The 22422-nt window shown below is 44.2% G+C and carries 19 protein-coding genes and 1 pseudogene; 5 read left to right on the forward strand and 15 right to left on the reverse strand.

Annotated elements, in window-relative coordinates; genetic code table 11:
• Positions 1–41 precede the first annotated feature (41 nt).
• Complete coding sequence (locus GT348_RS01525; protein ID WP_160618219.1) at positions 42–1847, reverse strand: capsular polysaccharide export protein, LipB/KpsS family; 1806 nt, start codon at positions 1845–1847, stop codon at positions 42–44.
• 487 nt (positions 1848–2334) lie between these two features.
• On the opposite strand from GT348_RS01525, the gene GT348_RS01530 reads away from it, so the two are divergent.
• Complete coding sequence (locus tag GT348_RS01530) at positions 2335–3120, forward strand: DoxX family protein (RefSeq protein WP_160618220.1); 786 nt, start codon at positions 2335–2337, stop codon at positions 3118–3120.
• A 326-nt stretch (positions 3121–3446) separates the two neighbouring features.
• Positions 3447–3671 (forward strand): hypervirulence associated TUDOR domain-containing protein, encoded by a 225-nt coding sequence (locus GT348_RS01535; protein WP_160618221.1) that lies wholly within the window; start codon positions 3447–3449, stop codon positions 3669–3671.
• Between the two features lie 4 nt (positions 3672–3675).
• On the opposite strand, the gene GT348_RS01540 is transcribed toward GT348_RS01535, so the two are convergent.
• Both GT348_RS01540 and GT348_RS01545 read right to left on the reverse strand, forming a co-directional pair.
• Positions 3676–3993: a DMT family transporter gene (locus GT348_RS01540; RefSeq protein ID WP_160618222.1), complete on the reverse strand. Its 318-nt coding sequence runs from the start codon at positions 3991–3993 to the stop codon at positions 3676–3678.
• 16 nt (positions 3994–4009) lie between these two features.
• On the reverse strand, positions 4010–5974 hold the full coding sequence (locus GT348_RS01545; RefSeq protein ID WP_160618223.1) for a glycosyltransferase family 2 protein: 1965 nt from the start codon (positions 5972–5974) through the stop codon (positions 4010–4012).
• Between the two features lie 226 nt (positions 5975–6200).
• Here GT348_RS01545 and GT348_RS01550 point away from each other — a divergent pair, with 226 nt between their 5' ends.
• The gene (locus GT348_RS01550) at positions 6201–7034 is read left to right on the forward strand and encodes an aldo/keto reductase (protein ID WP_160618224.1); all 834 of its coding nucleotides are present in this window, start codon (positions 6201–6203) and stop codon (positions 7032–7034) included.
• Positions 7035–7084: 50 nt separating this feature from the next.
• Here the strand turns inward: GT348_RS01550 and parE are convergent.
• Together parE and GT348_RS01560 are read right to left on the reverse strand one after the other, a co-directional pair.
• Positions 7085–9033 (reverse strand): annotated as a pseudogene (gene parE, locus GT348_RS01555) (DNA topoisomerase IV subunit B).
• Between the two features lie 23 nt (positions 9034–9056).
• Positions 9057–9599 carry a hypothetical protein gene (locus GT348_RS01560; protein ID WP_160618225.1) on the reverse strand — a complete coding sequence of 181 codons (543 nt, stop codon included), beginning with the start codon at positions 9597–9599 and terminating at the stop codon, positions 9057–9059.
• Between the two features lie 155 nt (positions 9600–9754).
• Between GT348_RS01560 and GT348_RS01565 the strand changes: the two genes are divergently transcribed.
• Complete coding sequence (locus GT348_RS01565) at positions 9755–10117, forward strand: hypothetical protein (RefSeq protein ID WP_160618226.1); 363 nt, start codon at positions 9755–9757, stop codon at positions 10115–10117.
• Positions 10118–10200: 83 nt separating this feature from the next.
• Positions 10201–10434, forward strand: a complete 234-nt coding sequence (locus GT348_RS01570; protein ID WP_160618227.1) for a hypothetical protein — start codon at positions 10201–10203, stop codon at positions 10432–10434.
• Between the two features lie 104 nt (positions 10435–10538).
• On the opposite strand, the gene GT348_RS01575 is transcribed toward GT348_RS01570, so the two are convergent.
• From GT348_RS01575 to gltX, 10 genes are all read right to left on the reverse strand, one after another.
• A complete protein-coding gene (locus GT348_RS01575) occupies positions 10539–11684 on the reverse strand; it encodes an OmpA family protein (protein WP_160618228.1) in 1146 nt (381 codons plus the stop codon).
• Between the two features lie 127 nt (positions 11685–11811).
• Positions 11812–12159 carry a DUF1491 family protein gene (locus tag GT348_RS01580; RefSeq protein WP_160618229.1) on the reverse strand — a complete coding sequence of 116 codons (348 nt, stop codon included), beginning with the start codon at positions 12157–12159 and terminating at the stop codon, positions 11812–11814.
• Positions 12160–12180: 21 nt separating this feature from the next.
• Positions 12181–12819 (reverse strand): S41 family peptidase, encoded by a 639-nt coding sequence (locus GT348_RS01585; RefSeq protein WP_160618230.1) that lies wholly within the window; start codon positions 12817–12819, stop codon positions 12181–12183.
• 40 nt (positions 12820–12859) lie between these two features.
• Positions 12860–13903 carry a PDZ domain-containing protein gene (locus GT348_RS01590; RefSeq protein WP_236646590.1) on the reverse strand — a complete coding sequence of 348 codons (1044 nt, stop codon included), beginning with the start codon at positions 13901–13903 and terminating at the stop codon, positions 12860–12862.
• A gap of 235 nt (positions 13904–14138) precedes the next feature.
• A complete protein-coding gene (gene topA / locus GT348_RS01595) occupies positions 14139–16790 on the reverse strand; it encodes a type I DNA topoisomerase (RefSeq protein ID WP_160618232.1) in 2652 nt (883 codons plus the stop codon).
• 22 nt (positions 16791–16812) lie between these two features.
• Positions 16813–18075 (reverse strand): DNA-processing protein DprA, encoded by a 1263-nt coding sequence (gene dprA, locus GT348_RS01600; RefSeq protein ID WP_160618233.1) that lies wholly within the window; start codon positions 18073–18075, stop codon positions 16813–16815.
• A 27-nt stretch (positions 18076–18102) separates the two neighbouring features.
• The gene (gene plsY / locus GT348_RS01605; RefSeq protein ID WP_160619395.1) at positions 18103–18696 is read right to left on the reverse strand and encodes a glycerol-3-phosphate 1-O-acyltransferase PlsY; all 594 of its coding nucleotides are present in this window, start codon (positions 18694–18696) and stop codon (positions 18103–18105) included.
• A 36-nt stretch (positions 18697–18732) separates the two neighbouring features.
• Positions 18733–20019, reverse strand: coding sequence for a dihydroorotase (locus GT348_RS01610; protein WP_160618234.1), 1287 nt, complete (start codon positions 20017–20019; stop codon positions 18733–18735).
• On the reverse strand, positions 20016–20954 hold the full coding sequence (locus GT348_RS01615; RefSeq protein WP_160618235.1) for an aspartate carbamoyltransferase catalytic subunit: 939 nt from the start codon (positions 20952–20954) through the stop codon (positions 20016–20018). Before GT348_RS01615 ends, GT348_RS01610 begins: the two co-directional genes overlap by 4 nt.
• Positions 20951–22354, reverse strand: coding sequence for a glutamate--tRNA ligase (gene gltX, locus GT348_RS01620; RefSeq protein WP_160618236.1), 1404 nt, complete (start codon positions 22352–22354; stop codon positions 20951–20953). The genes GT348_RS01615 and gltX overlap by 4 nt, the downstream gene beginning before the upstream one ends.
• Between the last annotated feature and the right edge of the window lie 68 nt (positions 22355–22422).

A 22422-nucleotide genomic window follows, 5' to 3' on the forward strand; every position in this document is an offset into this window, starting at 1 on the left:
CTGTCATAGAGATTTTATGACCAGTCACGTTCGAAGTCATATTAGTCACGACTATGGTTCTTCCTCTGGAACAGATTTAAAAATGCAGGGATAGCTTGAGACGATATATATTGGGTAATACATCGTCGCAGACGTCCTTGAGCATATCGCAAACGCATAACGAAGCTTGGTCGCCATAATGTAGGATTACCAAGATAGTCAATGAGTTGTTCGGGAGAACAAGGTAGGCCTGATCTAGGCTCGGCATAGAGGGGGTAGAGGATAAGCGTGATGGCCACAAGTTCTGCCAGGCTTAAAGTGCGTCCTCTACGTGGGAGGTCAGGTCCGAAATGCGTAGTCAAGCCCCAGCCAGCATAGAATGGAGCGCCGTATGTCGTCACTTTTCGGCCACGTAACAGAGCTTCAAATCCTGTAAGTGATGTCAGTGTATGCACTTCATCAATATTTTCTAACAGCACACTCATGCTACCTCCACGATGTACGAGGTCGGCATAGTTTAGAACAGATTTGTCGGGGATGGCACCGGGGCGATGTCCTGCTTCTACATCAGGATGTGGTCGATAAATAATATAGGCATTAGGATTATGCTGTCGAACTTCTTTAAGGAGCGCAAAATTATCTGTAATGCGTCCACCTCCCAATTTTACAGAGAGATCACCGGCAACCTGACCTGGTACTAAAATAACCACTTTATTTTCAGGTCGAGTAAAGGAGTTATGCTGCAAATGTCCTGCTGCATATTTTGAAATATGCTTATCAATAAGTTTGCTCATTAAAGTTTGAGCACGTTTATGCAAAGCGGGGCTTACCTGGGTAGTGGCCAAAAGATGCTCAAGGTCGCTCGGACGTGATGGATCAACATATTGTCCGCGACTATCAACAATAATAGAACAAGGTGGTAAAAACCCGCTTCCTAATCCTAGTGAACGAATAAACCCATCTTCAACGCGTAATAATTTTACACCAGCTAAGGAAGCTTCTTTTTCTAAAGTTGCAGTGAGTTTGCTAGCCCAAACAGCTAGTGCTCCTCCCTGATGTTTAGCGTATCGTAAGGCTGTTTTTTTGCGGTTGAAAAAGCGGGGAGGCTTTCCATCTCTATGGCGAAAAAATTCTGCAATACGACGACGTTTCCACCAAGACATGCCCAAACAGCAAGAAATTTGGTCGTTAAAGTTAAGTCTCTCTTTTGCAAGGATAAGGGTTTCTACTGCGTCTAATGCAGAAATGGGTCTGTTTTCATGTGGACGTTGAAAGAGCTTTTCAGCCCCTAAAAGGGCATAAAGCGAAGTGGGTGGAACAATATTAAAATTATTTTTCTTTAAAAGATGAACAGGGCGTTCCCATATATTTGCCAAAATGGCGAGTTCATTAATTTTAGTGCACCATATCTCTTCGCTTGCTTCTAAAAGTGCATGTGGGTTTATGGGGTTTTTAATTACATCTATGTCGGTCTGGCTAAGTTCCTGTGCAAATTCATTCCACTTACGAGGATTTTTTATGTGTTTGCGGGCGGGAAAAAGGACACGCCATTCACAAAGAGGAACGGGGTGAGAATTATGTGTCTTTTCCCAAAATAAGCGTGCTTTTTTTAAGCTAGGTGGAAGAAGTACTAAATGTGCCCGATTATTCAGATTTATGTCGGGAAGCCAGAATTTACCACCGACACGGTGATGTCTTAAATTCTTTGCCAAAGCTTTGGCATAGGCCTCAGCTTCAATATCTGTTGAGTTTCTTGGATATAAAAACTTTATGTAACTAAAAGAATCGGAGATAGGGTGCAGGGCCTTTTGCCAGAAATTTGGCATTTGCAGGCTGGTCGTCTGAGATGTGAAAAGGCGAAAGGACATGCGGTAAACAGCTTCTTTTAAAAGATCACTATAAATGTCGTAGATATATGGAACTCATATATAGCCACCATCTATTTACGGCATGATTATAGTAACAAAGTGCTGTTAATAGTAGGGATAGAAGAAAGAAAATTTTAGTGATTAATTAAACTTACAAGAATCGTTAAATTTATTTAACCAAATTTTATTAATTACATTTTAAGTATAATTAAATTTGTAACTGTATTAACAAATGACCTAAGAATATAGTAAATAATTATTACAGTTTATTTATTTATTTTTATGAATTTTCAACATCAAATCAACAATTTGTTACTTTAACGTATAAAGTTAGATTATTATAATATTTGGTAGAGTAAAATTTCTAACTCAATCCATATCTTTAGGATAAATAAGACATGTCCAACGCTGAAGAGTATGAGCGGCTTAGGTTTGTTAAATCAATATATAGTTCTGCGTTAATCGCCATTTGTTTTTGTGTCACTATATGGAGTGGCGTAGAGGGGCATTGCCGGATTGGTCGAAATGGACAGCCAGTGCTCTCATGTTTGTAGCCCTTTTTTTTAATGGCTTTATCATGTCGCGCGCCCTCCGGCCAGGATATCTTATATCAATGCTATGTTTTGTAACGGCATGGCGTGTGGCCGCAATGAATGATGTGACTCTTTTAGAGCAGGTATGTTTTGTTACATTTTTAGTAATGATCATGCAATTTGTAGAAATTGTTATCTGCCACTGGAAGAAAAACGGCATATTTGGCTTTATAGAAGCTCTTATGTGGCAGCTTGCCGTAACACGTATCTATTTTGGTATGAATGAGATTGGCCACGCCACAGAAAAAGTTTTTGCTGGCCAAGTGTCTTATGAAAATTTAGTACATATTTTCACTGTTTTAGGCACTCCTATGCCAGGAATTGCAGTTATATCAGGGGGAGTTATAGAATTCGCTCTTGCCTTTGGCGTTGGATGCGGCTTTTTGACACGCCTTTCTGCAATGGGCGGGATCATTTATTTCTTGGTTGCCACAGTTGGCTTTGGCGGTGAGTGGATGCACGGTTATAGCTGGGTTGGTGGAGGCTGGGAGTATATAGCACTCCTAATTGTTTTTTATGGGTCACTCTTCTTCACAGGTGCGGGGCAGTTCTCTTTAGATGCCTGGCTCATTGAGAGAGGGTTTATGCCAAAAATGTTGCTGCGATTCTGTTGTCCACAATCCGCAGTTAAACATTTCGTGAGAAAATTACCTAACAATTGTGTTAAAAATATGGAATAGTTTGCCTTATTATGTGCACTTTCTTTTATAATTTATCTTTATATTATAGAAGAAAGCGCACATAATAATTAGTAAAGAATTTTTAAAGATAAGTATTTAAAATTTTAGTCTTTATTTTTCTTTTCTTTACAATATAAAAAATAATTTTTTTTGGTTTTTTTACTAAATTAACGTTTTTTTAACCTAAAATTAATTTTTTTCTTGATAAATTCAAACACTTATTCAAGAATACTTGAAGATGTTTTGCTTAGAGCGCAGCATTTAAGATGGTTTTCTGCGTTGAAGGAGCATCAGTTTTTTAAAGTCACAGATTTAAAGAAATCCTTATGACCTCTTCAAAATTTCAAATTGGCGACATCGTTTCCTGGGTTTCCGAAGCGGGTATCCTTGTTGGTAAAATCGTAGATATTCACGAAATGCCTTTTTGGCTAAACCGCTCTAGGCATAATGCGACACAGGACGACCCTCATTATGAGATAGCCTGTCTCACAACTGGTCGCATGGCGTATCATAAAGCAGGAGCTTTACGTTTAGAACGTTCAGCTGCTTAAAGACCTAACCCCCTGTTACTTTTAAACCTATAACGCAAAAAAGTATGCCGGTAATAAAACCAAAGCGGAGTAAAGAAATAGGTTCTTGAAAAAATAAAACGCCAAACAGAACGGTGCCTACCGTGCCCAGGGCGGTCCAAATCGCGTAACCCGTACCGAGGGGGATGGTACGGGTCGCGAGCTGAAAGCACGCAATACTGGCTGCCAGAAAAAACACAACGCCGATAGCCCAGCCAATATCAAGCCAAGACTTTACAAAGCGCAAACACGTTGTGAAGCCAATTTCTAACAGTCCGCTCATAACTAAATAAAACCAACTCATGATTAGAAAGCCAATCTCATTCTTCTGAATGCTGCGGAATATGGCCTCTGAGCTCAAGTTCCAGGTCCTGTAAAATAAAGTGCCATTGAGGGTCAATTTTATCAACTATGTTTTCTTTTTTGATCTGGGGCCTGAGTTCGTAGAGCAAAGATTCCACAACCTGACGCACTTGATTTTCTGCTTTGCGTAATGAGGGCATTGCTCTTAATGCAGCAAGCTCTTTATGGGTTTGCGTAGCACGATCTAAAACCCATTTATTATGCTCATATTGTGCGTCTCTCATTTGCAAACCGAAGGCATTGGCCCATTGGTTGTTATAGCGGCTTGAATCCATTTTCTTTGTTGGATCGGCACCACTATTACGGGCATGTTTCCAGGTCCATTCAGCCATGGATTTGAAATAAAAGTGCGAAATATAGATTTTATCAAAAAAGCAGTGATCAGCAAAAGCAGGATCTCTTGGAAAGCCTGGAGGAGGTTGCAAAAATTCGTGCTGTTCACCATTACTAAGCCGGAAATTATATGATGCCGATTTATACCAGACAGGATGGTGCGGACGAGAATGAAGTGTCTTATTGGGGCGGCACAGAGACTTAACTAAGCGCCATCCTTCTCCAATTGCACCACTACTGACAATACGTTGATTTCGATCTGTGAGGGGTTGAGCAAGGTCTGATAGACCATCAACGTTAAGAGAAGAAGCAATAAAGCGCCAGTTTATAGCGACAGCGTCTGTCTCTTTTCTTTCTATCAAATTCAAATAATCTGTAATGGTGGGAAATAGTTCTGGATCGAGAGTTACAAATTCATCTCCATCAAGAACAAAACACCACTCGAAATTTAATATATCAGGCAAAGTAGTAAAGGCGTGACCATAGGCTTTAAACTGAGGGCTCGTTTTTTCATCAACCTCATTTTTAATCCAGGTTATAATGCCTTTTTTAGATAGCTCTTCTAAAATCAGATCAGATTTATCTGCATTGTTGTTACTATATATAAAAAAATGCTCTATGCCCAATGCACGATGATAGGCAATCCATTCTAATAGATAAATGCCTTCATTGCGTTGCGTTGTGAGAATACATATTTTTCTACGGGGTTTGATAGCACGGCGGGTAAGATGAGCGATAGCATGAAAAAACCCTGCAAATGCGCCATCACTCCCAGACCACGCGAATTTACATTCTTCGACAGGGCTTAGTATTTTTTTAGGTAAAGCTATAGATTGCATTTTATCATTTTGGCGTTTTGCATGCCATGCAATAATATTTGGTATAGCTTTGTTTAACCAAATGTTGGGGCTGCTAACTTTTTGTAGTTTTTGTAAAAGAGCCTTATCTTTGGAAAAAATTGAACTTAAATTATGTAATTCATCCCAGTGGATGAATGGCAAAAGACTATCTAATACAGGCTGGAGATCAGTCCCTTTATAGTGTTTGATAAAATCAACAATTTTACTTGCTTTGACATTATATGAAAATAAAGCAGCGATGTGACCAGCTTCTTCTAAAAGGCGTGGAGATACATCGACGGCTTCAGGAGAAAATTCTTCCCAGCCTAATATATGGTGGCAGTCACCTACAACGTGATTTGATACTTCATTCTCAGCAAAAGGCCTGGTGGTAAAGTGCTTCCCTAAGGTGAGGGGATCTTCAAACGCAATGTGGGCATTTTCGGGCCCAGAATGTTTCATATTAACAGAGAGAACCGTGCCACGATTGGTATAGTGATGGACCCAGATTTGTGGTTTATCAGGACGATCTGTTGTTAAAAATATCTGATGAGGCAGTTCATTTATATGAATGGCTATAAGAGGAACAAAGTCTTCGTCCTCTTCAGGATTGCGGTGCTGGCTAAGCTGCCCATCCTGTAATCTTACAGCCAAATAAGCATCATGTGCTGTTTTGATACGAAAAAAGGTTATCTGAGATGTTTTTTCTTGATCGTTAGCAGAAAGAGGAGAGTTCAGATCACGTGCCATGCTGTGAATCCCTTTTAGAGTATCAAATCAGTGCGTACTTGCCTGCTTAAGATCCGTATATAAATAAAAGCGGCTCATAGTAAGGCGTCTTAAAATTTTTTTTGCGAAGGTTTGTCAGTAAGTTAAGAATATGGCTTTTTTAGAGGCTGGGTTATTTTAGCATAATTATTATGGCACAGTAGCTGTCAGGCAAATGCCAATCAACTAAATAGAGGAAATGCTCAAGATGATACATAAAGCGACGGAAGCTTCCTCCCGTATAAAGTTGCGCGACGGTCATACAATGCCCTGGATTGGTCTGGGTGTGTGGCAGACACCCGCCGATCAAACGGCTGAGGTTGTTCAGACGGCTATAGAAATTGGTTATAGGGCCGTTGATACGGCACGCCTTTATAAAAATGAAGATGGCGTGGGTGAGGGATTATCAAGTCACCCAGATATTTTCGTAACGACTAAACTTTGGAATGACGAGCAGGGTTACGACTCCACTTTAAGAGCATTTGATGAAAGTGCCCGTCGTTTAAAGCGTGATGTTGTTGATCTCTATCTTATTCACTGGCCCATGGCAGATAAAGGGCTTTACGTAGAGAGCTGGAAAGCCCTTATCAAATTGCGTGAAGAAGGAAGAATAAAGTCGATCGGTGTTTCTAATTTCCAAGAGGAACATTTGGAACGTATTATTGACGAGACAGGTGAAGTTCCAGTCATTAATCAGATTGAGCTACATCCCTTTTTTCAGCAAAGAAAGTTGCGCGAATTTCATAAGCGCCATCAAATTGTTACTGAAGCATGGCGTCCTTTAGGTAAAGGCGCCATTCTAACTGACTCTACAATTGTTAAAATTGCAGAGACATATAATAAAACCCCTGCTCAGGTGATTTTAAGATGGCACCTGCAAAATGATATTGCTGTGATTCCAAAATCAGTCAGGGCTGAGCGTATGAAAGAAAATATTGCTCTTTTTGATTTCGAGCTCAAAGCAGAAGATCTTGCAAAAATTGATGCATTAGATCGTGTCGATGGCCGTATGGGGCCTGATCCTGCTAATCCACAATTCTGAAGAGCATATATTGAAGGCTGGTTTCTTTTAAAGAAACCAGCCTTTGAGTCTTAAATATCCAAAATTTCAACATGTTTTGCATGATCTTGGATAAAGCGGAAACGCAACTCAGGCTTGCGCCCCATAAGGCTTTCAATCCGGTCTTTGGTCAAAAGACGATCTTCAGAAGGAATAGTCACCCGCAACAAAGTGCGGTGCTGCGGAGCCATTGTCGTTTCTTTTAGATCAGAAACGGGCATTTCTCCCAAGCCTTTAAAGCGTGAAATTTCGACTTTGGCTCCTGCCTTAAAGTCTCGTTTCAGGCGTCGGTCTTTGTCTGTATCATCCATGGCATAGACAGTTTTACTGCCATGAGTGAGTCTATATAAAGGTGGCTGGGCTAAATAAAGATGGCCATGTCGAATAAGATCAGGCATTTCGCGGTAGAAAAACGTCATGAGAAGTGAGGCAATATGGGCGCCATCCACATCAGCATCTGTCATGATGATTATGCGGCCATATCGTAAATTTTTGTGGTTGAACTCTTTTCCTGTTCCACAACCAAGGGCCTCGGTGAGATCGCGTAACTCCTGATTTGCCAAAAGCTTATCGCGTGTTGCCGAAGCAACATTAAGGATTTTACCTCTTAAAGGTAAAACAGCCTGTGTTTCTCTGGCGCGTGCCTGCCGGGCGGAGCCTCCTGCTGATTCGCCCTCCACTAAAAAAAGCTCAGTTTCAGCCGCATTTGTGCGACTGCAATCTGTTAATTTTCCAGGAAGACGGAGTCGTCTTGTGGCAGTTTTTCGTGATGTTTCGCGTTTTTCCCGCCGGCGAAGGCGCTCTTCTGCACGTTCAGCAAGAAAGGAGACAAGCGCATCTGCTTGTTGAGGATTGCCACCCAGCCAGTGATCAATTCTATCGCGGAGGGCACCTTCGACTAAACGTGTTGCTTCTTGTGTGGTCAGGCGGTCTTTTGTTTGGCCCTGAAATTGAGGGTCACGAATAAAAACAGATAGCTTGGCGTTGATGCAGCCAAAAACATCTTCTGCCGTAATGGCAGTTGAGCGGCGAATTTTACGATTATCGCCCCATTGACGAAAACCTTTAACAAGGGCTGCTCTCAAGCCCGCCTCATGCGTACCCCCCTGAGGGGTTGGAATCGTATTACAGTACGAAATTAAAGCGCTTTGTCCGTCTTCTAAAAAGGCTATAGCCCACTCAACTTTACCGCCAGATTGCCCATCTGATGCAATTGGGAGTTCAGCCATACCGCACCATAAGGGGGTAAGAAGGAGCGCCTTATCACCAAGCTCTGCCTGAAGGGCATCTTCTAATCCGTTAGGGAAATGTATTGTCGCTTTAGAGGGGGAGCGTTATCACCCTTTAAGAGAGCTTCGTTACAGCGCCAGCGAATGGTTACGCCTCTAAAGAGCGCTGCCTTACTACAGCATAATTGATATAAACGTGACGGGGAAAATTGTTGTTTCCCAAAAATTTCCGGGTCTGGGGTAAACCGAACTAGGGTGCCGCTTTTATTATTAGAAGCTGTTTTTTCTTCCAAGGGTGACTTGACCAGTCCCTGAGCAAAAACCTGCTTATAGAGTCGGCGGTTACGTGTAACCTCAACCTCTAATATCTTCGAAAGGGCATTAACAACCGAGCTACCAACACCATGCAACCCCCCAGAAGTCGCATATGATTTTCCAGAAAATTTTCCGCCTGCATGTAAGGTGGTAAAAATCACCTCTAAGGCTGATTTTTCTGGAAAGCGTGGGTGTGGGTCAGTCGGTATGCCGCGACCATTATCACGCACCATCAGTGTATGAGATTCTTCTAAAAAGACCTCAATCACTGTTGCATGACCTGCCACGGCTTCATCCATGGCATTATCGATAATCTCAGCAGCAAGATGATGATAAGCTACATCATCTGTGCCGCCTATATACATACCCGGACGCCTGCGAACTGGTTCCAGGCCTTCGAGAACTTCGATATCTTGAGCGTTATACGACGTGGTCACATCTTACCTTTAAAGGGACTTAATTATTTATGGCGCCGCCGGCGGACAACATGCCGGCGAGTTTTTTTAGCACGGGGTGCTGTGCAGCTTTCATAAGAGGATGGTTGGACAATATCTTTTGCCTCGGCATAATGTGCAAGATCATCAGCGTTATCTAACGCATTGATTTCATTAAACATAGGAACGCGTTGATCACAAAAAACCGTGCCCGATTTAAGTCCACCCAGGGACTGCACGTCAGCTAGTTGAGTAATGTAAGCATCATGCTGCTGGCGTGCACGGCGCCCATATGTTGCTTTAAAATAGCGTTCAAGACGTTTTTCAGAATTATTAAGATCGGACTTAAAATGTGTCACGAACTCGTTGTAGCGATCCTGAGCTTGGCAGGATAACGCCGTAACCATCAATTCTGATTTTAAACCAACGACATTAAACGCAGCATGAACATCTTTAGGAGGATGACATGCCACAGCAGCCTGTGTCGGCGAGCTCGCTGCGAAAGACCCCACCAAAGTTATTATGGCTGCAAGGCGTGAAAAAGATAGTGCACGGAACATAGAGGACATCTGCAGACTCCCGTTAGCAATTATGCAGCCTATAACATGGGATAGATGGTTAAAACATCGGCAAAGAAAGAAAAAAACATTTTGTGCCTTTCTAAATTTACTTAATACAGCTTATCTTACTACCCTTAATGTTACGTCTCTTGGGGAGCCCTAGAGTGATCCTCCCAATTTTTTTGGAGTTGACCGTGCCCTTGTCAGTTTCCGTTTCACGTTGGGGGGTAGGATTTGCCGCCCTTCTTATGCTCTCTGGTTGTGCGAATCATCCTATTGCTCGGCAGATTGCATCGCCACCCGATCCATTTGGATATGAGAAGGTCTCTTCCCTTTGTAAATTAAGCCCGCTTACCACTGCAAAAGATGGTAAAATGAGCGTTGAAATGACAGTCGGAAGTGACGAAGGGAAATGCGCTCTATCAGTTAGTAAAAGTGGGGGAGGGAGTTATGTCTCCTTTGGGTTGATCCAGCTCCAGAGCATGGAAAAGCTTTTCTCTATAATTATGATGGACGCACTTATATAAATTATCAGCCCATCACAGCTTATAGTGGTGAAGATAGTTTTGGTGTTGAGCTTATTCCTGCTCATGCGCAGCCAAGACGCCATTTGAGCGTTAAGACAAAAATCGAAGTTGTAGGCGTTAAAGATACCGCTGATAAAAAAGAGACTGGTGATAAAGCTGCCCCTGCCCCTGTCAGCAAGGAGACGGTGAGTAAAGCAGGCAAAAGCGGTAAAAAGGCCTCACCAGTGCGTCATAGCCGTAAGGTGACACGCCATAAGGCTGCGGTTCATAAGAAAACAACGACCAAAAAAGCGACTTCTTCAGCAAAGAAGAGCTAGTTTTTTAGCAGAAGATAAAATAGAAAAACCCCGGAAAGATATGCCTTTCCGGGGTTTTTTAATAAGCAATATTCGAAGGCCCAACAGCCTGTATTTTGCTAGCTCTAGTGGAAAATAATTTCAACCCTGCGGTTTTGAGCTTCTTTTGCATTTGGAGCCGTGTGTACTAGCGGCTTGGTAGATCCAAAACCTTGTACAGATATGAGTCCTGCTGCAACGCCGTCGCGAATGAGTTCAGATTTAATTGCATTAGCTCGTCGTAACGAAAGCGCCTGGTTATAAGTTCTTCCTTTTGTAGTTTTTTGGCCCGAATTATCTGTGTGGCCATTTACCTCAATGTGGGTAAGTTGAGCCGATGTTGAGTTGCGCGCTGCAACAGCAACGACTTCACGGGCGCGACTGCTTAACATAGCCGAATCCCAATCGAAGAAGACGAGATAGCTCCGGGCGGGTGAGGGTGCAGGTGCGGCACTTGGTGTTGAAATCGGGGCCGGGGGAGGTGGCGCCGGGTTAAATTCATAACGCAGGCCAAGCATCAGGGAATGGTTAAAATCAGTGCGTGTGTTACGTTTGCCATAATAGCTGCCATCAACACCGGCAGAGGCAAGACTTGCCGTGCCGTAGGCATGGTGCTTATGAGGCGCGAGAATCGTATAAAAACGATATTCCATAGTGGTGGAGAGACCCACGACCCAGGGCACAGGCAAAGATGCTCCTATCATGGCTTGATAGGCAAAATTTCCGGTTGTGCCTGTTACATGTTGGCTATAACTGCCTGCACTCGTTGTTGAGCGTAGTTTGGTATCCATGCTTTGCCAGCCATAACCAATACCAGCACCAAAATAAGGATAAATCCAATTCTGGCCTATATCCATATCAAATAAGGCATTGGCCATAATGCCATATTTTTGCTGATGCCCGCTCGCTTTTGACGAAAGTCCAGGACTGTGAAAGCCTGAGTAACGGTTTTGACGGTAATTGCCTTCTAGCTCAACCCGGAAGCCATTATCTAAACCCCAGCCAACACTACCTAATCCTGTAATGCCGGGATCAAATTCATCCCGCCCTTTAGGAAAAACTCGTGTTTTAGGATTAACTGTTTGAGTCTGGTTAAAGCTAGCGCCGCCAGCTCCCGACACATATAGACCACGAACAGGTTGTGCCTGAGCCACATTAAAGGCCATTACCGACACCCCTGTGGCCAGACAGCTCCGGGCCAACATGGCCATGACAGTGGCGCGCTGTATCATGTGATTTCTCTCCAACCAAAACGACCGTATTCTTTTCGCCGAAAGTGTCAGGAAAGGCAATCTATTTACCTGTTAAGGAGCATTAAACAAAGCATATAAAATGAGTTAATGACTCTTTATTTGCCTTTTATTCAGCAAGTTTCCTTGTATCTAGCAGAGTTTCCAGGGGATGGTCTATATTTTTGACACTTATTTCGATAATCCACAAATCTGGATCAAAGCGTATTTGTTTTTTAAAAAACGAGTCGATTTTTTCAGCATAAGCGTGTGCTGAGTCTGCTTCAAAATTATGTCGGCGCCATACATGACCAGTTTCCTGCAAAATCGCCGACCGTTGCTGTTGGTCTGTCAGGAGAATAAATATTACCCCTGCATTTTCATCACCTTTTTTAACAATTAAGGCTGAATCTCCATTCTGGTTAAAGCGCCGTAAAGTAGCCCTGACCCATAATCCCGCTTTTAATCCATAAGCCATAATTGGTCTTTCGTTATATTATTAGAGTTGATCGCTCTTTTTTTGGGGCGCAGTTACAAAGTTAGGCACGCTTTGTAAGGCAGCTTTATAAGCGCGCGGTGATGCCAAAAGATTAAAGGCAGTGGTAAGACCAATTGTTTCATCAGTAACGGCAGGGCATCTCTGTCTTATTTTCATAATTTTTTGTCTATCTTCTCCCGTGCGGAGAGACCGGGCCTCTTTGATGAGTGAAGATTGCAATGAGTATCCTCGTTTTAAAGCAGCAAGCTGTTCTGAGGGGCTCGGACCATTAGAAGCTGAAAGACATATTTGCGGCATGACTCCCAAATCCTGGATGGGTTCACCCAAAGGTCCAAAGTTGCGGCTCCATGTAATGAAAATTTCGCCTTTATTGGGCAATTGCCCTATGGTCTGAATAAGGCCTTTACCATAGGTCACGCTTCCTATTACAACACCGCGCTGATGATCAGCTAAAGTTGCGGCCAAAATCTCGGCGGCGCTTGCTGTATGGTCATCAACCAAAATCACAAGAGGGCTGTTGTTAGTGATATCACCGCCTTGTACAGCCCAAACATGGTTGGAGGCTGGATAGCGGCCAATATTCGTTGCTGCTACACCATGGTCAAGCAGCAAAGCAGCCGTCATGACTGCCTGTTGCAAAACGCCCCCTTATTACCTCTTAAATCAAGAATAACTCCCTTTAACTGGGGCGGTTTTTTTCTCCTGCTTTTATGGGAGGGGAGGGTTGATAAAGCATCACTAAGATATTGACTAACTTCATCGGCCGTTTGAGTGGAAAATTGTTTGACCCGTAAGACAAGATAGTCACTTGTTTTATGATCAATAAAAACAGTTTCGGGGGAAGAGGTTCGAGTGGCAGTTCCAGTTCTTCGATTTTCCCGGAAGCAAGAGTATGTTTAATCGAAATATTGCTTTCAGATGACGAGGTGAGCCAGCTTTGAATTTCTGATAAAGCTACATTAGCTGTTTTTCGGCCGTTAACCTCAAGCAATTTTTGTCCAATATCAATGCCTTGTTCCCAGGCTGTGCTGTTAGCGTTAACGCTGGCGATAACGGGATAAAGGCCTTTAGTTTTTTCTAGTGTAAAGCCAGCAGAATAATGAATTCCCTCACGATGTATACGTTCTGCTTTTGCCTTGGCTGAGGGGAGATATCGTGAATAAGGGTCAAGATGTTTGAACATTTCAGTAAAAAACATCGGGAGAAAGGCATCTTTACCCAACTTCTGAAATGCCACCCCTTCATTCCAGCTTTTTTGGTATACCAACAAAATAAGATTAACCCAGCCTTCAATATCATTTTCAGAGGGAAAGGCCTGATCTACGAGGAGTTTATTTCCCTTTAAAAAAACAAGATTATGAAGCGTCTTCTCTTCATGAATGGCCGTTGGGGCTGAATCTTCAGATACAGGATCAGATGTTATCTCAACAAATGAGAAATCGGGGTCAGTTTCAATAAGGCTATGAAGGCCCCACAAGCTTAGTTCTTGCACAGAATGAGGTGTCAGTAAGCGCGGCAGCATAAATGTGAAGGCCGAAGAAAGCACGTTGTGCAATAAATTTATTTCATGGCTTGCCAGAGCTTGGGTACCGCTACCGGGCTTTGTAGAGTCGTTTTGTGTAGCGTCACCTTGAACCGAATTTTGAGCAAATACGAACTGATTTGCTTGTGCTTTGGCAGGAAATATAAGGGAAAAATTACCTATTAAAACTATGCTTCCCATCACAGCAGGATGGCGAAGGCGGACAGTAAAAATAATACTAAACGCGGTAGAGACCCTGAAAAAAAGATGAGAGAAAATCACCTTAAAGGAACATGGGTTCCTTAATAAAGAGATTTTCTTTTCATGACTCATCTTTAGTCCACTATTATATCTGGTTACGTTTTCGCATCATAATCTAATCATCATGCCCTATTCAAGAAGTCTCAATTATGGTTTTTTCGTTTTTTACTTTATTTTAACTTTCTTTTGTTTTCTTCTTTGTTGTTTTTGTAGTTGTCTTTTTAGAAGATGTAGCAGTTTTTCGTGGTGTTTTAGGTTTTTCCGCTTTCGTCGTAGCAACTTTGCTTGTCGTTTTTTTCGTGGTGGAAGATGTTTTACGCCCTGACTTTTTCGAGACCTTTCCTTTTTCAGCCAAAAGCAGAATAGCCTCTTCTAATGTCACATCTTCAATCTTCGTGTCTTTAGGAAGGGTGGCCATTATTGCTCCATGTTGGACATAAGGGCCATATCTTCCCTTGCGTACCATAACGGTTTCACCATCTTTAGGGTGCGGGCCAAGTGTGCGCATAGAGGCTAATTTACGGGCAAGAGCATCTACGGCCCTGTTAAGGCCAACGGTAAGAATATCGTCATCTTTATCGAGAGTGCCGTAAATACTTCCCATTTTTACAAAGGGCCCAAATCTGCCTAGACCCGCCTGAATGGTTTCACCCGTTTCTGGATGGGTTCCTAAGGTTCTGGGGAGAGAAAGCAAGCCAATAGCTTGTTCTAATGTAATGCTTTCGCCATCCAAATTCTTAGGAATAGCAGCTCGTTTAGGTTTGTATTTTTTATCATCGGCACGGGCTTCTCCCCTTTGTAGGTAGAGGCCATAAGGTCCGCGTCGGACAGTAATTTCTTCCTCAGTTTCTGGATCTGAGCCGATGACACGAATACCCTCTTTTAGAGTGATCTGACTATCATCTTCCAAAGCTAAGGGTCGCGTAAACTTACATTCTGGGTAGTTTGAGCACCCTAGAAATGCTCCATGACGTCCGAGCTTAAGCCCTATGCGGCCAGTTCCGCAGGCTTTACAGGCACGGGGATCAACGCCATCTTCGTGAGAAGGAAAAAAATGTGGGCCAAGATCTTTGTCCAGAGCATCTATAACATCAGAAATTTTAAGATCTTTTGTTTGAGCAACAGTATCAGAAAAATCACGCCAGAAATTGGCCATGACATCATGCCAGTCAGCGCGCCCGCCTGAAATATCATCAAGCTGTTCTTCTAGCGAGGCTGTAAAGCCCGTATCGACATAACGCTCAAAAAATGAAGTCAGAAAGGCTGTGACAAGTCGGCCTCGGTCTTCTGGCATAAAGCGTTTATTATCGAGCCTGACGTAATTTCTGTCTCTTAAAACACCAAGAATAGAGGCATATGTTGAAGGCCTTCCAATGCCGATATCTTCCATCTTTTTAACAAGAGAGGCTTCAGAGTAGCGTGGAGGTGGCTGCGTAAAATGCTGCTCAGCTTTAACGTCTTTAGTCTGAGTGTCGTCACCTTCGGCCATAGGAGGAAGGAGGCGACTATTATCATCGTCACTTTTAGGATCGTCGTAACTTTCACGATAAAGATGCAAAAATCCGTCAAAAGCAATGACAGAGCCGGTGGCCCGTAGCAGTGTTTTGCCAGTTTTGTCCGAAAGTGTTATGGCCGTTTGGTCTATTTCAGCCGATTGCATTTGTGAGGCAACGGCGCGCTTCCATATCAGTTCATATAAGCGTTTTTGTTCGTTATTTAAAAAATGTGCGACCTGTTCAGGTGATCTTATGACATCTGTTGGTCTTATCGCCTCATGCGCTTCCTGAGCATTTTTTGCTTTTGTGGCATAGGCACGAGGGCGGCTGGGGCAGTAATCTTCACCAAATGCGCTGGTAATATGATTCCTGATAGCGCTAATGGCTTCAGCGGCCATGGTGACGCCGTCGGTTCTCATATAAGTGATCAGACCAACTGTTTCGCCATTAAGCTCAACGCCTTCATAAAGCTGTTGAGCTGTGCGCATTGTTGTCTGTGCACTCATTCCTAATTTGCGCGAGGCTTCTTGCTGTAAAGTAGATGTCGTAAAAGGAGGAGCAGGGTGTCGTTTTGTGCGTTTGCGCTCAATCTTTTGAACTGAGAACGCCTCTTTTTTGACTATGTCACGTGCATGAAAAGCCTGTTCTTGGTTTGCAAGATCAAACTGTTCGAGCTTTTTACCTTCCAGGTGCGTGAGTCTTGCCTCAAAATTTGCATTTTGAGGTGTGATGAAAGTGCCAGTAACGCTCCAATATTCGCGTGGTTTAAAAACCTCAATCTCAGCTTCACGTTCGCAAATAAGACGTAAAGCGACAGATTGCACGCGCCCAGCACTGCGACTACCGGGCAGTTTGTGCCACAAAACAGGTGAGAGTGTGAATCCAACAAGATAATCAAGCGCACGGCGTGCAAGATAGGCATCTATAAGAGGCTGATCTAACGTTCGCGGCGCTGCCATGGCAGCGTTAATGGCTGATTTTGTAATTTCATTGAATGTAACGCGCTGCACTTCAACATTTTTTAAAAGATTTTTTTCTTCTAAAGCAGAGCGCACATGCCATGAAATTGCCTCGCCCTCACGGTCGGGGTCAGTGGCAAGAATAAGCGTTTTTGCGCCTTTAACGGCCTTAGCAATGGTTGCAATTTGTTTAGCCCCGCGCTCATCAGTTTGCCATTTCATAGCAAAATTTTCGTCAGGTAAAACGCTTCCGTCTTTGGGCGGAAGGTCACGTACATGACCAAAAGAGGCGATCACTGTGTATTCGCTACCCAGATATCGATTAATCGTTTTGGCTTTTGCCGGGCTCTCGACCACCACAATGCTCGTCATCGCCACCATCCATTCTTAGAATCTAATTTACCTTATCTGGCAATAGCGCAACCTGCCCACCAGGAAGACACTCAATCACACCTTCTAACTCAAGTTCACTGATAATTGTCATTACCATTGATATCGAGAACTGACAGTGTGCGATAATATCGTCAACCGCTATTGGCGTGAAAGAGAGCAGAGAAAGCATTTTTTTGCGAATATCTTCTTTACTATCTTCAGAAAAATCATCTTTTTCATCCAAAAATGATAAATCAGTGGTTGCTGACTTAGTTTTTGAAGCACCATGTGGGTGATGAACCGCTTTTTTGAGGGTTTGGTCAGGATCGAGTGGACCAGGGGTGCTCAAAAAATTACCATTTCCAATTGTGTCTCGAGTCCAGGGAGCCGGAACCCTTTGAGGCAAAACTTCAGGAAGAGCCAAAAGAATATCCTGCATCGTTTCAGTCAGAATCGCACCCTGACGGATAAGATCATTGCTTCCTCTAGAGCGTGCATCAAGGGGTGATCCCGGTGCTGCCAAAACGGCACGATTATAAGCTACAGCGTTTTTTGCAGTAATCATGGTACCTGAGCCTTGCGCGGCCTCTATAACCAAGCATCCTAGAGACATACCAGCTATAATTCGATTTCGCCGGGCATAATGGTAAGCTTGTGGGGCTATTCCTGGAGGTTGTTCTGTGACAAGACAGCCTCTTTCAGCAATGGCTTCCTGAAGCCTGGCATTTTCAGGGGGATAACAAACATCTAACCCGCCTGCCAGCGCCGCAACGGTTAGCCCGCTATGGAGTGCACCTTTATGAGCAGCAGAATCTATACCTCGTGCCAGGCCTGAAATTATGCAAATTCCAGCATTAGCTGCTTCTGCAGCTAGGCTTTCTGCCAGGCGTATACCTCCAATTGATGCATTACGGGCCCCAACAATGCTAAGGCTTGTAAGTGACGTTTTCTGAATATCTCCCCGCACAAAAAGCAACGTAGGAGCATCAGGAATATGCGTTAGCAAGAGAGGGTAATCTTTATCAGAACGCAAGACATGGCGGCCCTTTAATTTCTCTAAAAAGGCTATTTCGTCTTCAATCTCGGCCTGAGGAGGCACTGCCAGATTGGCAAAAGAGCCATGCCGGTCTCTGATAAGCGCATCTAAAGTGCGTGTTGCAGTGCCATAAACACCCAAAAAGCGACTAAATGTAATAGGACCAATTTTAGGTGTTCTTGCCAAACGGATCATAGAGATACGTTCATGTGACTCCTGAGGAGATAAGGCAGAAAAACCAGCATTCATAATAGGTTGATCCTAATCAGAGCAAATTTAGTTTTTTTGCCCGAAACGGTTTTCTTTGCCCTGCACAAGACGCACTAAATTACCATAATGTCTCAACCAAATTAAAATGGCGATCATATCAGTTGCAACCGGGATGGGCGAAGCAACAGGGTGCGTGGTTAGAGCTGGCATAAGGAAAGGGGCTATAAGAAACGCCAGAAAAGCCCCGGCAGATGAAATTCGACTTAGTTTAACGGTATAGGCCCAGACAAAAGTGCAAATAAGTCCTACAGGCCAGCAAAAAGCCCAGAAGATTCCTATTCCTGTCGCAACACCTTTTCCGCCTCGAAATTTGAGCCAAATGGGAAAGCAATGCCCCATAACAACACCAATAGCAGCTAGGGCCATACTGAGCTCAGTATGTGTAGGGCATAAAACGCGGATAAGAATAACTGCTAAAAACCCCTTAAGGGCATCAAGCAGCATTGTAGCAATGGCCAGTCCTTTTTTCCCCGTTCTCAGTACATTTGTAGCCCCGATATTTCCTGAGCCAATGTGTCTTATATCGCCAAGGCCAGAAAGTCTGGTCAATATAAGACCAAAAGGGATACTGCCAATAAGATAAGCGATTAAAATAATAATCGCCGCTCCGGGGGATAGAGGGAAAAAAAGGGCACGCTAGGAATTACCTTTTTGCAAAGTTCTGTCTGTATAAACCTCTTTTCCAGCACGGAAGGTACGTAGGACTTTTCCTTTTAACGTTAAACCATCAAAAGGTGTGTTTTGCGCGCGTCCTGGCAGCTTGCCTGCTTTTACAGTCCACTCAGCGTCAGGATCGAACATACATAAATCTGCTTCTGCTCCCAGAGACAGAGTTCCTGCGTCCAGACCTAATAAACGTGCAGGTGCACTCGTAAGCAGACGTAAACTATCTATTAATGGAAGACCAGCTTTTAATGTAACACCAAGAAGTGTAACCAGACCTGTGCCACCAGCGCGGGCCTGAGCAAAAGGCAGCCGCTTATCGTCAGCATCAGCGGGGGCATGATCAGAAGCAATAACGTCAATAGTGCCATCAGCCAAGGCGGCTAACACAGCTAGTCGGTCTCTTTCTTGACGGAGTGGCGGCGATAATTTGGCATAAGTACGGAAGTCGCCAATAGCGTCTTCTGTCATTGTAAAATATGGGGGTGCTGTATCACACGTAACGGCCAGACCTTTAGCTTTAGCTCCCCGGATCAGGTCAAGAGCTTCGGCTGTTGATATATGAGCAAAATGCACGCGTGCACCTGTCATTTCTGCCAAGCGGAGGTCACGTGCTACCATCATAGCTTCAGCCTCTGCCGGAATTTGGGGAAGTCCCAGCTGTACGGCCAAAGCCCCCGCAGTGGCACAACCACCTTTTGCTAAAGAAGGCTCTTCAGGGTGGAGGACAATAAGAGCATTTAAAAAACGCGAATAAGCGAGCAGATTACGCATTTGTTTTGCGTCGCTCAAAGTGCGTGCCCCGTCAGTAAAACCTATGGCGCCAGCCTGTTTCAGCAGGCCCATTTCGGTCATGTCTTTTCCGGCACAGTCACGTGTAAGAGCCCCATAAGGATAGAGAGACACCAGCCCTGTTTCTCTTCCACGCTGTTTGATGAGGCTTACTAAAGCGGGTGTGTCAATTGAAGGTTGCGTATCGGGTAAGACAGTAAGGCTTGTAATGCCCCCCGCAACAGCTGCCTGTGCACCGCTATCAATGCTCTCTCTATATTCTGCCCCGGGTTCTCCAAGGCTGACGCGCATATCAACAAGACCGGGGCATAAGACAGCCCCTTTCCCATCAATGATATAAGCATCTTTGGGGGCGTCTTTGGCGCTAAATCCTATAATTTTTCCGTCATGTACAACCAGGTCGCTTTTTTCATCACGTCCATTGGCAGGGTCGATAAGACGAATATTTTTAAAAATCACATTATTCATGAAGGGCTCCTCATCCGTAAGAGGCGATCAAGTACAGCCATACGGACGGCAACGCCCATTTCTACCTGTTCTGAGATAACACTTTGAGGTGAATCCGCTACGTTGGACGCAAGTTCGACCCCACGATTCATAGGGCCAGGGTGCATGACCAGAGCCCCTTCTTTCGCATATGTGAGACGGCGTTGATCTAACCCGAAAAGCGAGAAATATTCCCTTTCACTAGGGATTAGTCCCGCTCCCATACGCTCACGCTGAACGCGCAGTGTCATGATGACATCAGCACCTTTCAGACCTTCATCCATTGAGTGATAAAGACTGACATTTTCCATTGCACCAAAGGCAGAAGGCAATAAGGTAGGAGGGCCAATAAGTCGCACCCGGCTACCCATTGTAAGAAGCAAATGTAGGTTAGATCGTGCGACACGACTGTGAGAAATATCACCGCAAATAGCAATATCGAGATTATCAAGGCGTCCAAAATGCCGCCTGATGGTAAGGGCATCCAACAAGGCTTGTGTGGGGTGTTCATGCATACCGTCGCCCGCATTAACGACACTTGCTTCTACTTTTTGAGAAAGGAGCGCTGGCGCTCCCGACTGGGCATGACGAACAACAAGGAGGTCACAGCGCATAGCGTTGAGAGTGGCTGCCGTATCAAGAAGGGTCTCCCCTTTATTTACGGAGCTTGTAGCGACTGTCATATTGACAACATCTGCTCCCAGGCGCTTCCCGGCTATTTCAAAGCTTGTGCGCGTACGTGTACTATCCTCAAAAAAAAGATTAATAAGCGTGCGACCGCGTAAAACATCACGAGGTGTTTTGCGGGAACGGCTTAAAAGAGCATAGCTTTCTGCAAGGTCAAGAAAGGGAGTGATGGTCTGGCGATCCATTCCCTTAATGCCAAGTAGATGGGCACTGTGACGCTGATTTATCATTTCTCCAAAACACTCCGCAGGCGTGTTAGAACTTCTTCTTTGCCCAAGGCAGAGAGTGTGAGGTCAATACCAGGAGATGTTGTTGTTCCTGTCATGGCAGCACGGAGTGGCTGAGCGATAGCGCCAAGTTTAATCTCTTTTTCCTCGGCAAAAGCGCGCAAGACACGGTCAATATCTTCGGGAGTAAAGCTCGAAAGTTCAGCTAACTTGTCGGCAATGGCTTTTAGAATCTCTTTGCCTTCAGAACTAAGAATTTTTTCAGCTTTAGGAGTGAAGGTCAAAGGCAGCTTATAACCTGCAAAAGCGGCACTATCGGTGAGCTCGACCAGAGTCTTAGCGCGTTCTTTAAGCCCAGCCATAAGAGCCAGGATACGACCACGAACCTCATCGTTAATGATAACGTCATCACGTTTTTTAAGGCGTGTCATAACGTCATTCGTGAGGCGCTCATCATCGGCACGACGCATCCATACGCCATTGATATGGGCTAGTTTCACATAATCCATACGAGAAGGAGATTGCCCCACACCATCTAAATCAAAAAGGGCAATTTGTTCTTCTCTTGAAAGGATTTCTGCATCTCCATGTCCCCATCCGAGACGCAGAAGATAATTACATAATGCTTCGGGTAATATGCCTTCATCACGAAACTCAACCACTGATTGCGCGCCATGACGTTTGGAAAGTTTTGCGCCATCAGGGCCATGAATGAGCGGTAGATGCGCAAATTGAGGGAGGTCCCATCCCATGGCACGGTAAATCATAGCCTGACGGAACGTGTTTGTAAGATGATCATCACCGCGCATGACATGGGTTATGTCCATATCATGGTCATCAACGACTACGGCAAGAAGATAGGTAGGAGTGCCATCGGAGCGCAGTAAAATAAGGTCATCCATCTCTGCATTGGCAACTTTTACATCACCCTGCACGAGATCATGAATAATCGTTTCTCCCGTTTGAGGAGCTTTAAGGCGTATAGCGTAAGGGGCACCTTCGGGAGCTTCGGAAGGGTCACGGTCACGCCATGTCCCGTCATAGCGGGGGGGGCGTTTTTCAGCACGAGCTTTCTCGCGCATTGCGGCAAGTTCTTCTGGGGTAGAATAGCAGCGATAGGCCTGCCCTTTTTCTATAAGCGCCTGAACTACCTCTATATGGCGGTCTTGGCGGGTGGACTGGAATACTGGTTCTTCATCCCAGTCGAGTCCCATCCATTTTAAGCCGTCAAAAATGACATCCACTGCATGTTGGGTGGAGCGCTGGCGGTCAGTATCCTCAATACGCAGGAGGAATTCACCGCCATGATGACGAGCATAAAGATAATTAAACAAGGCTGCTCGGGCATTGCCAATATGAAGCAAACCTGTAGGAGAAGGTGCAAAGCGAGTACGAATTTTCATAAAATAGAGTTATATCATGCTCTTGTTAATGCGGCTATCCAGGGAAAGAAGAACAATCTTATTCCAAG

The sequence above is a fragment of the Aristophania vespae genome, from assembly GCF_009906835.1.
Classification (GTDB): Bacteria; Pseudomonadota; Alphaproteobacteria; order Acetobacterales; family Acetobacteraceae; genus Aristophania; species Aristophania vespae.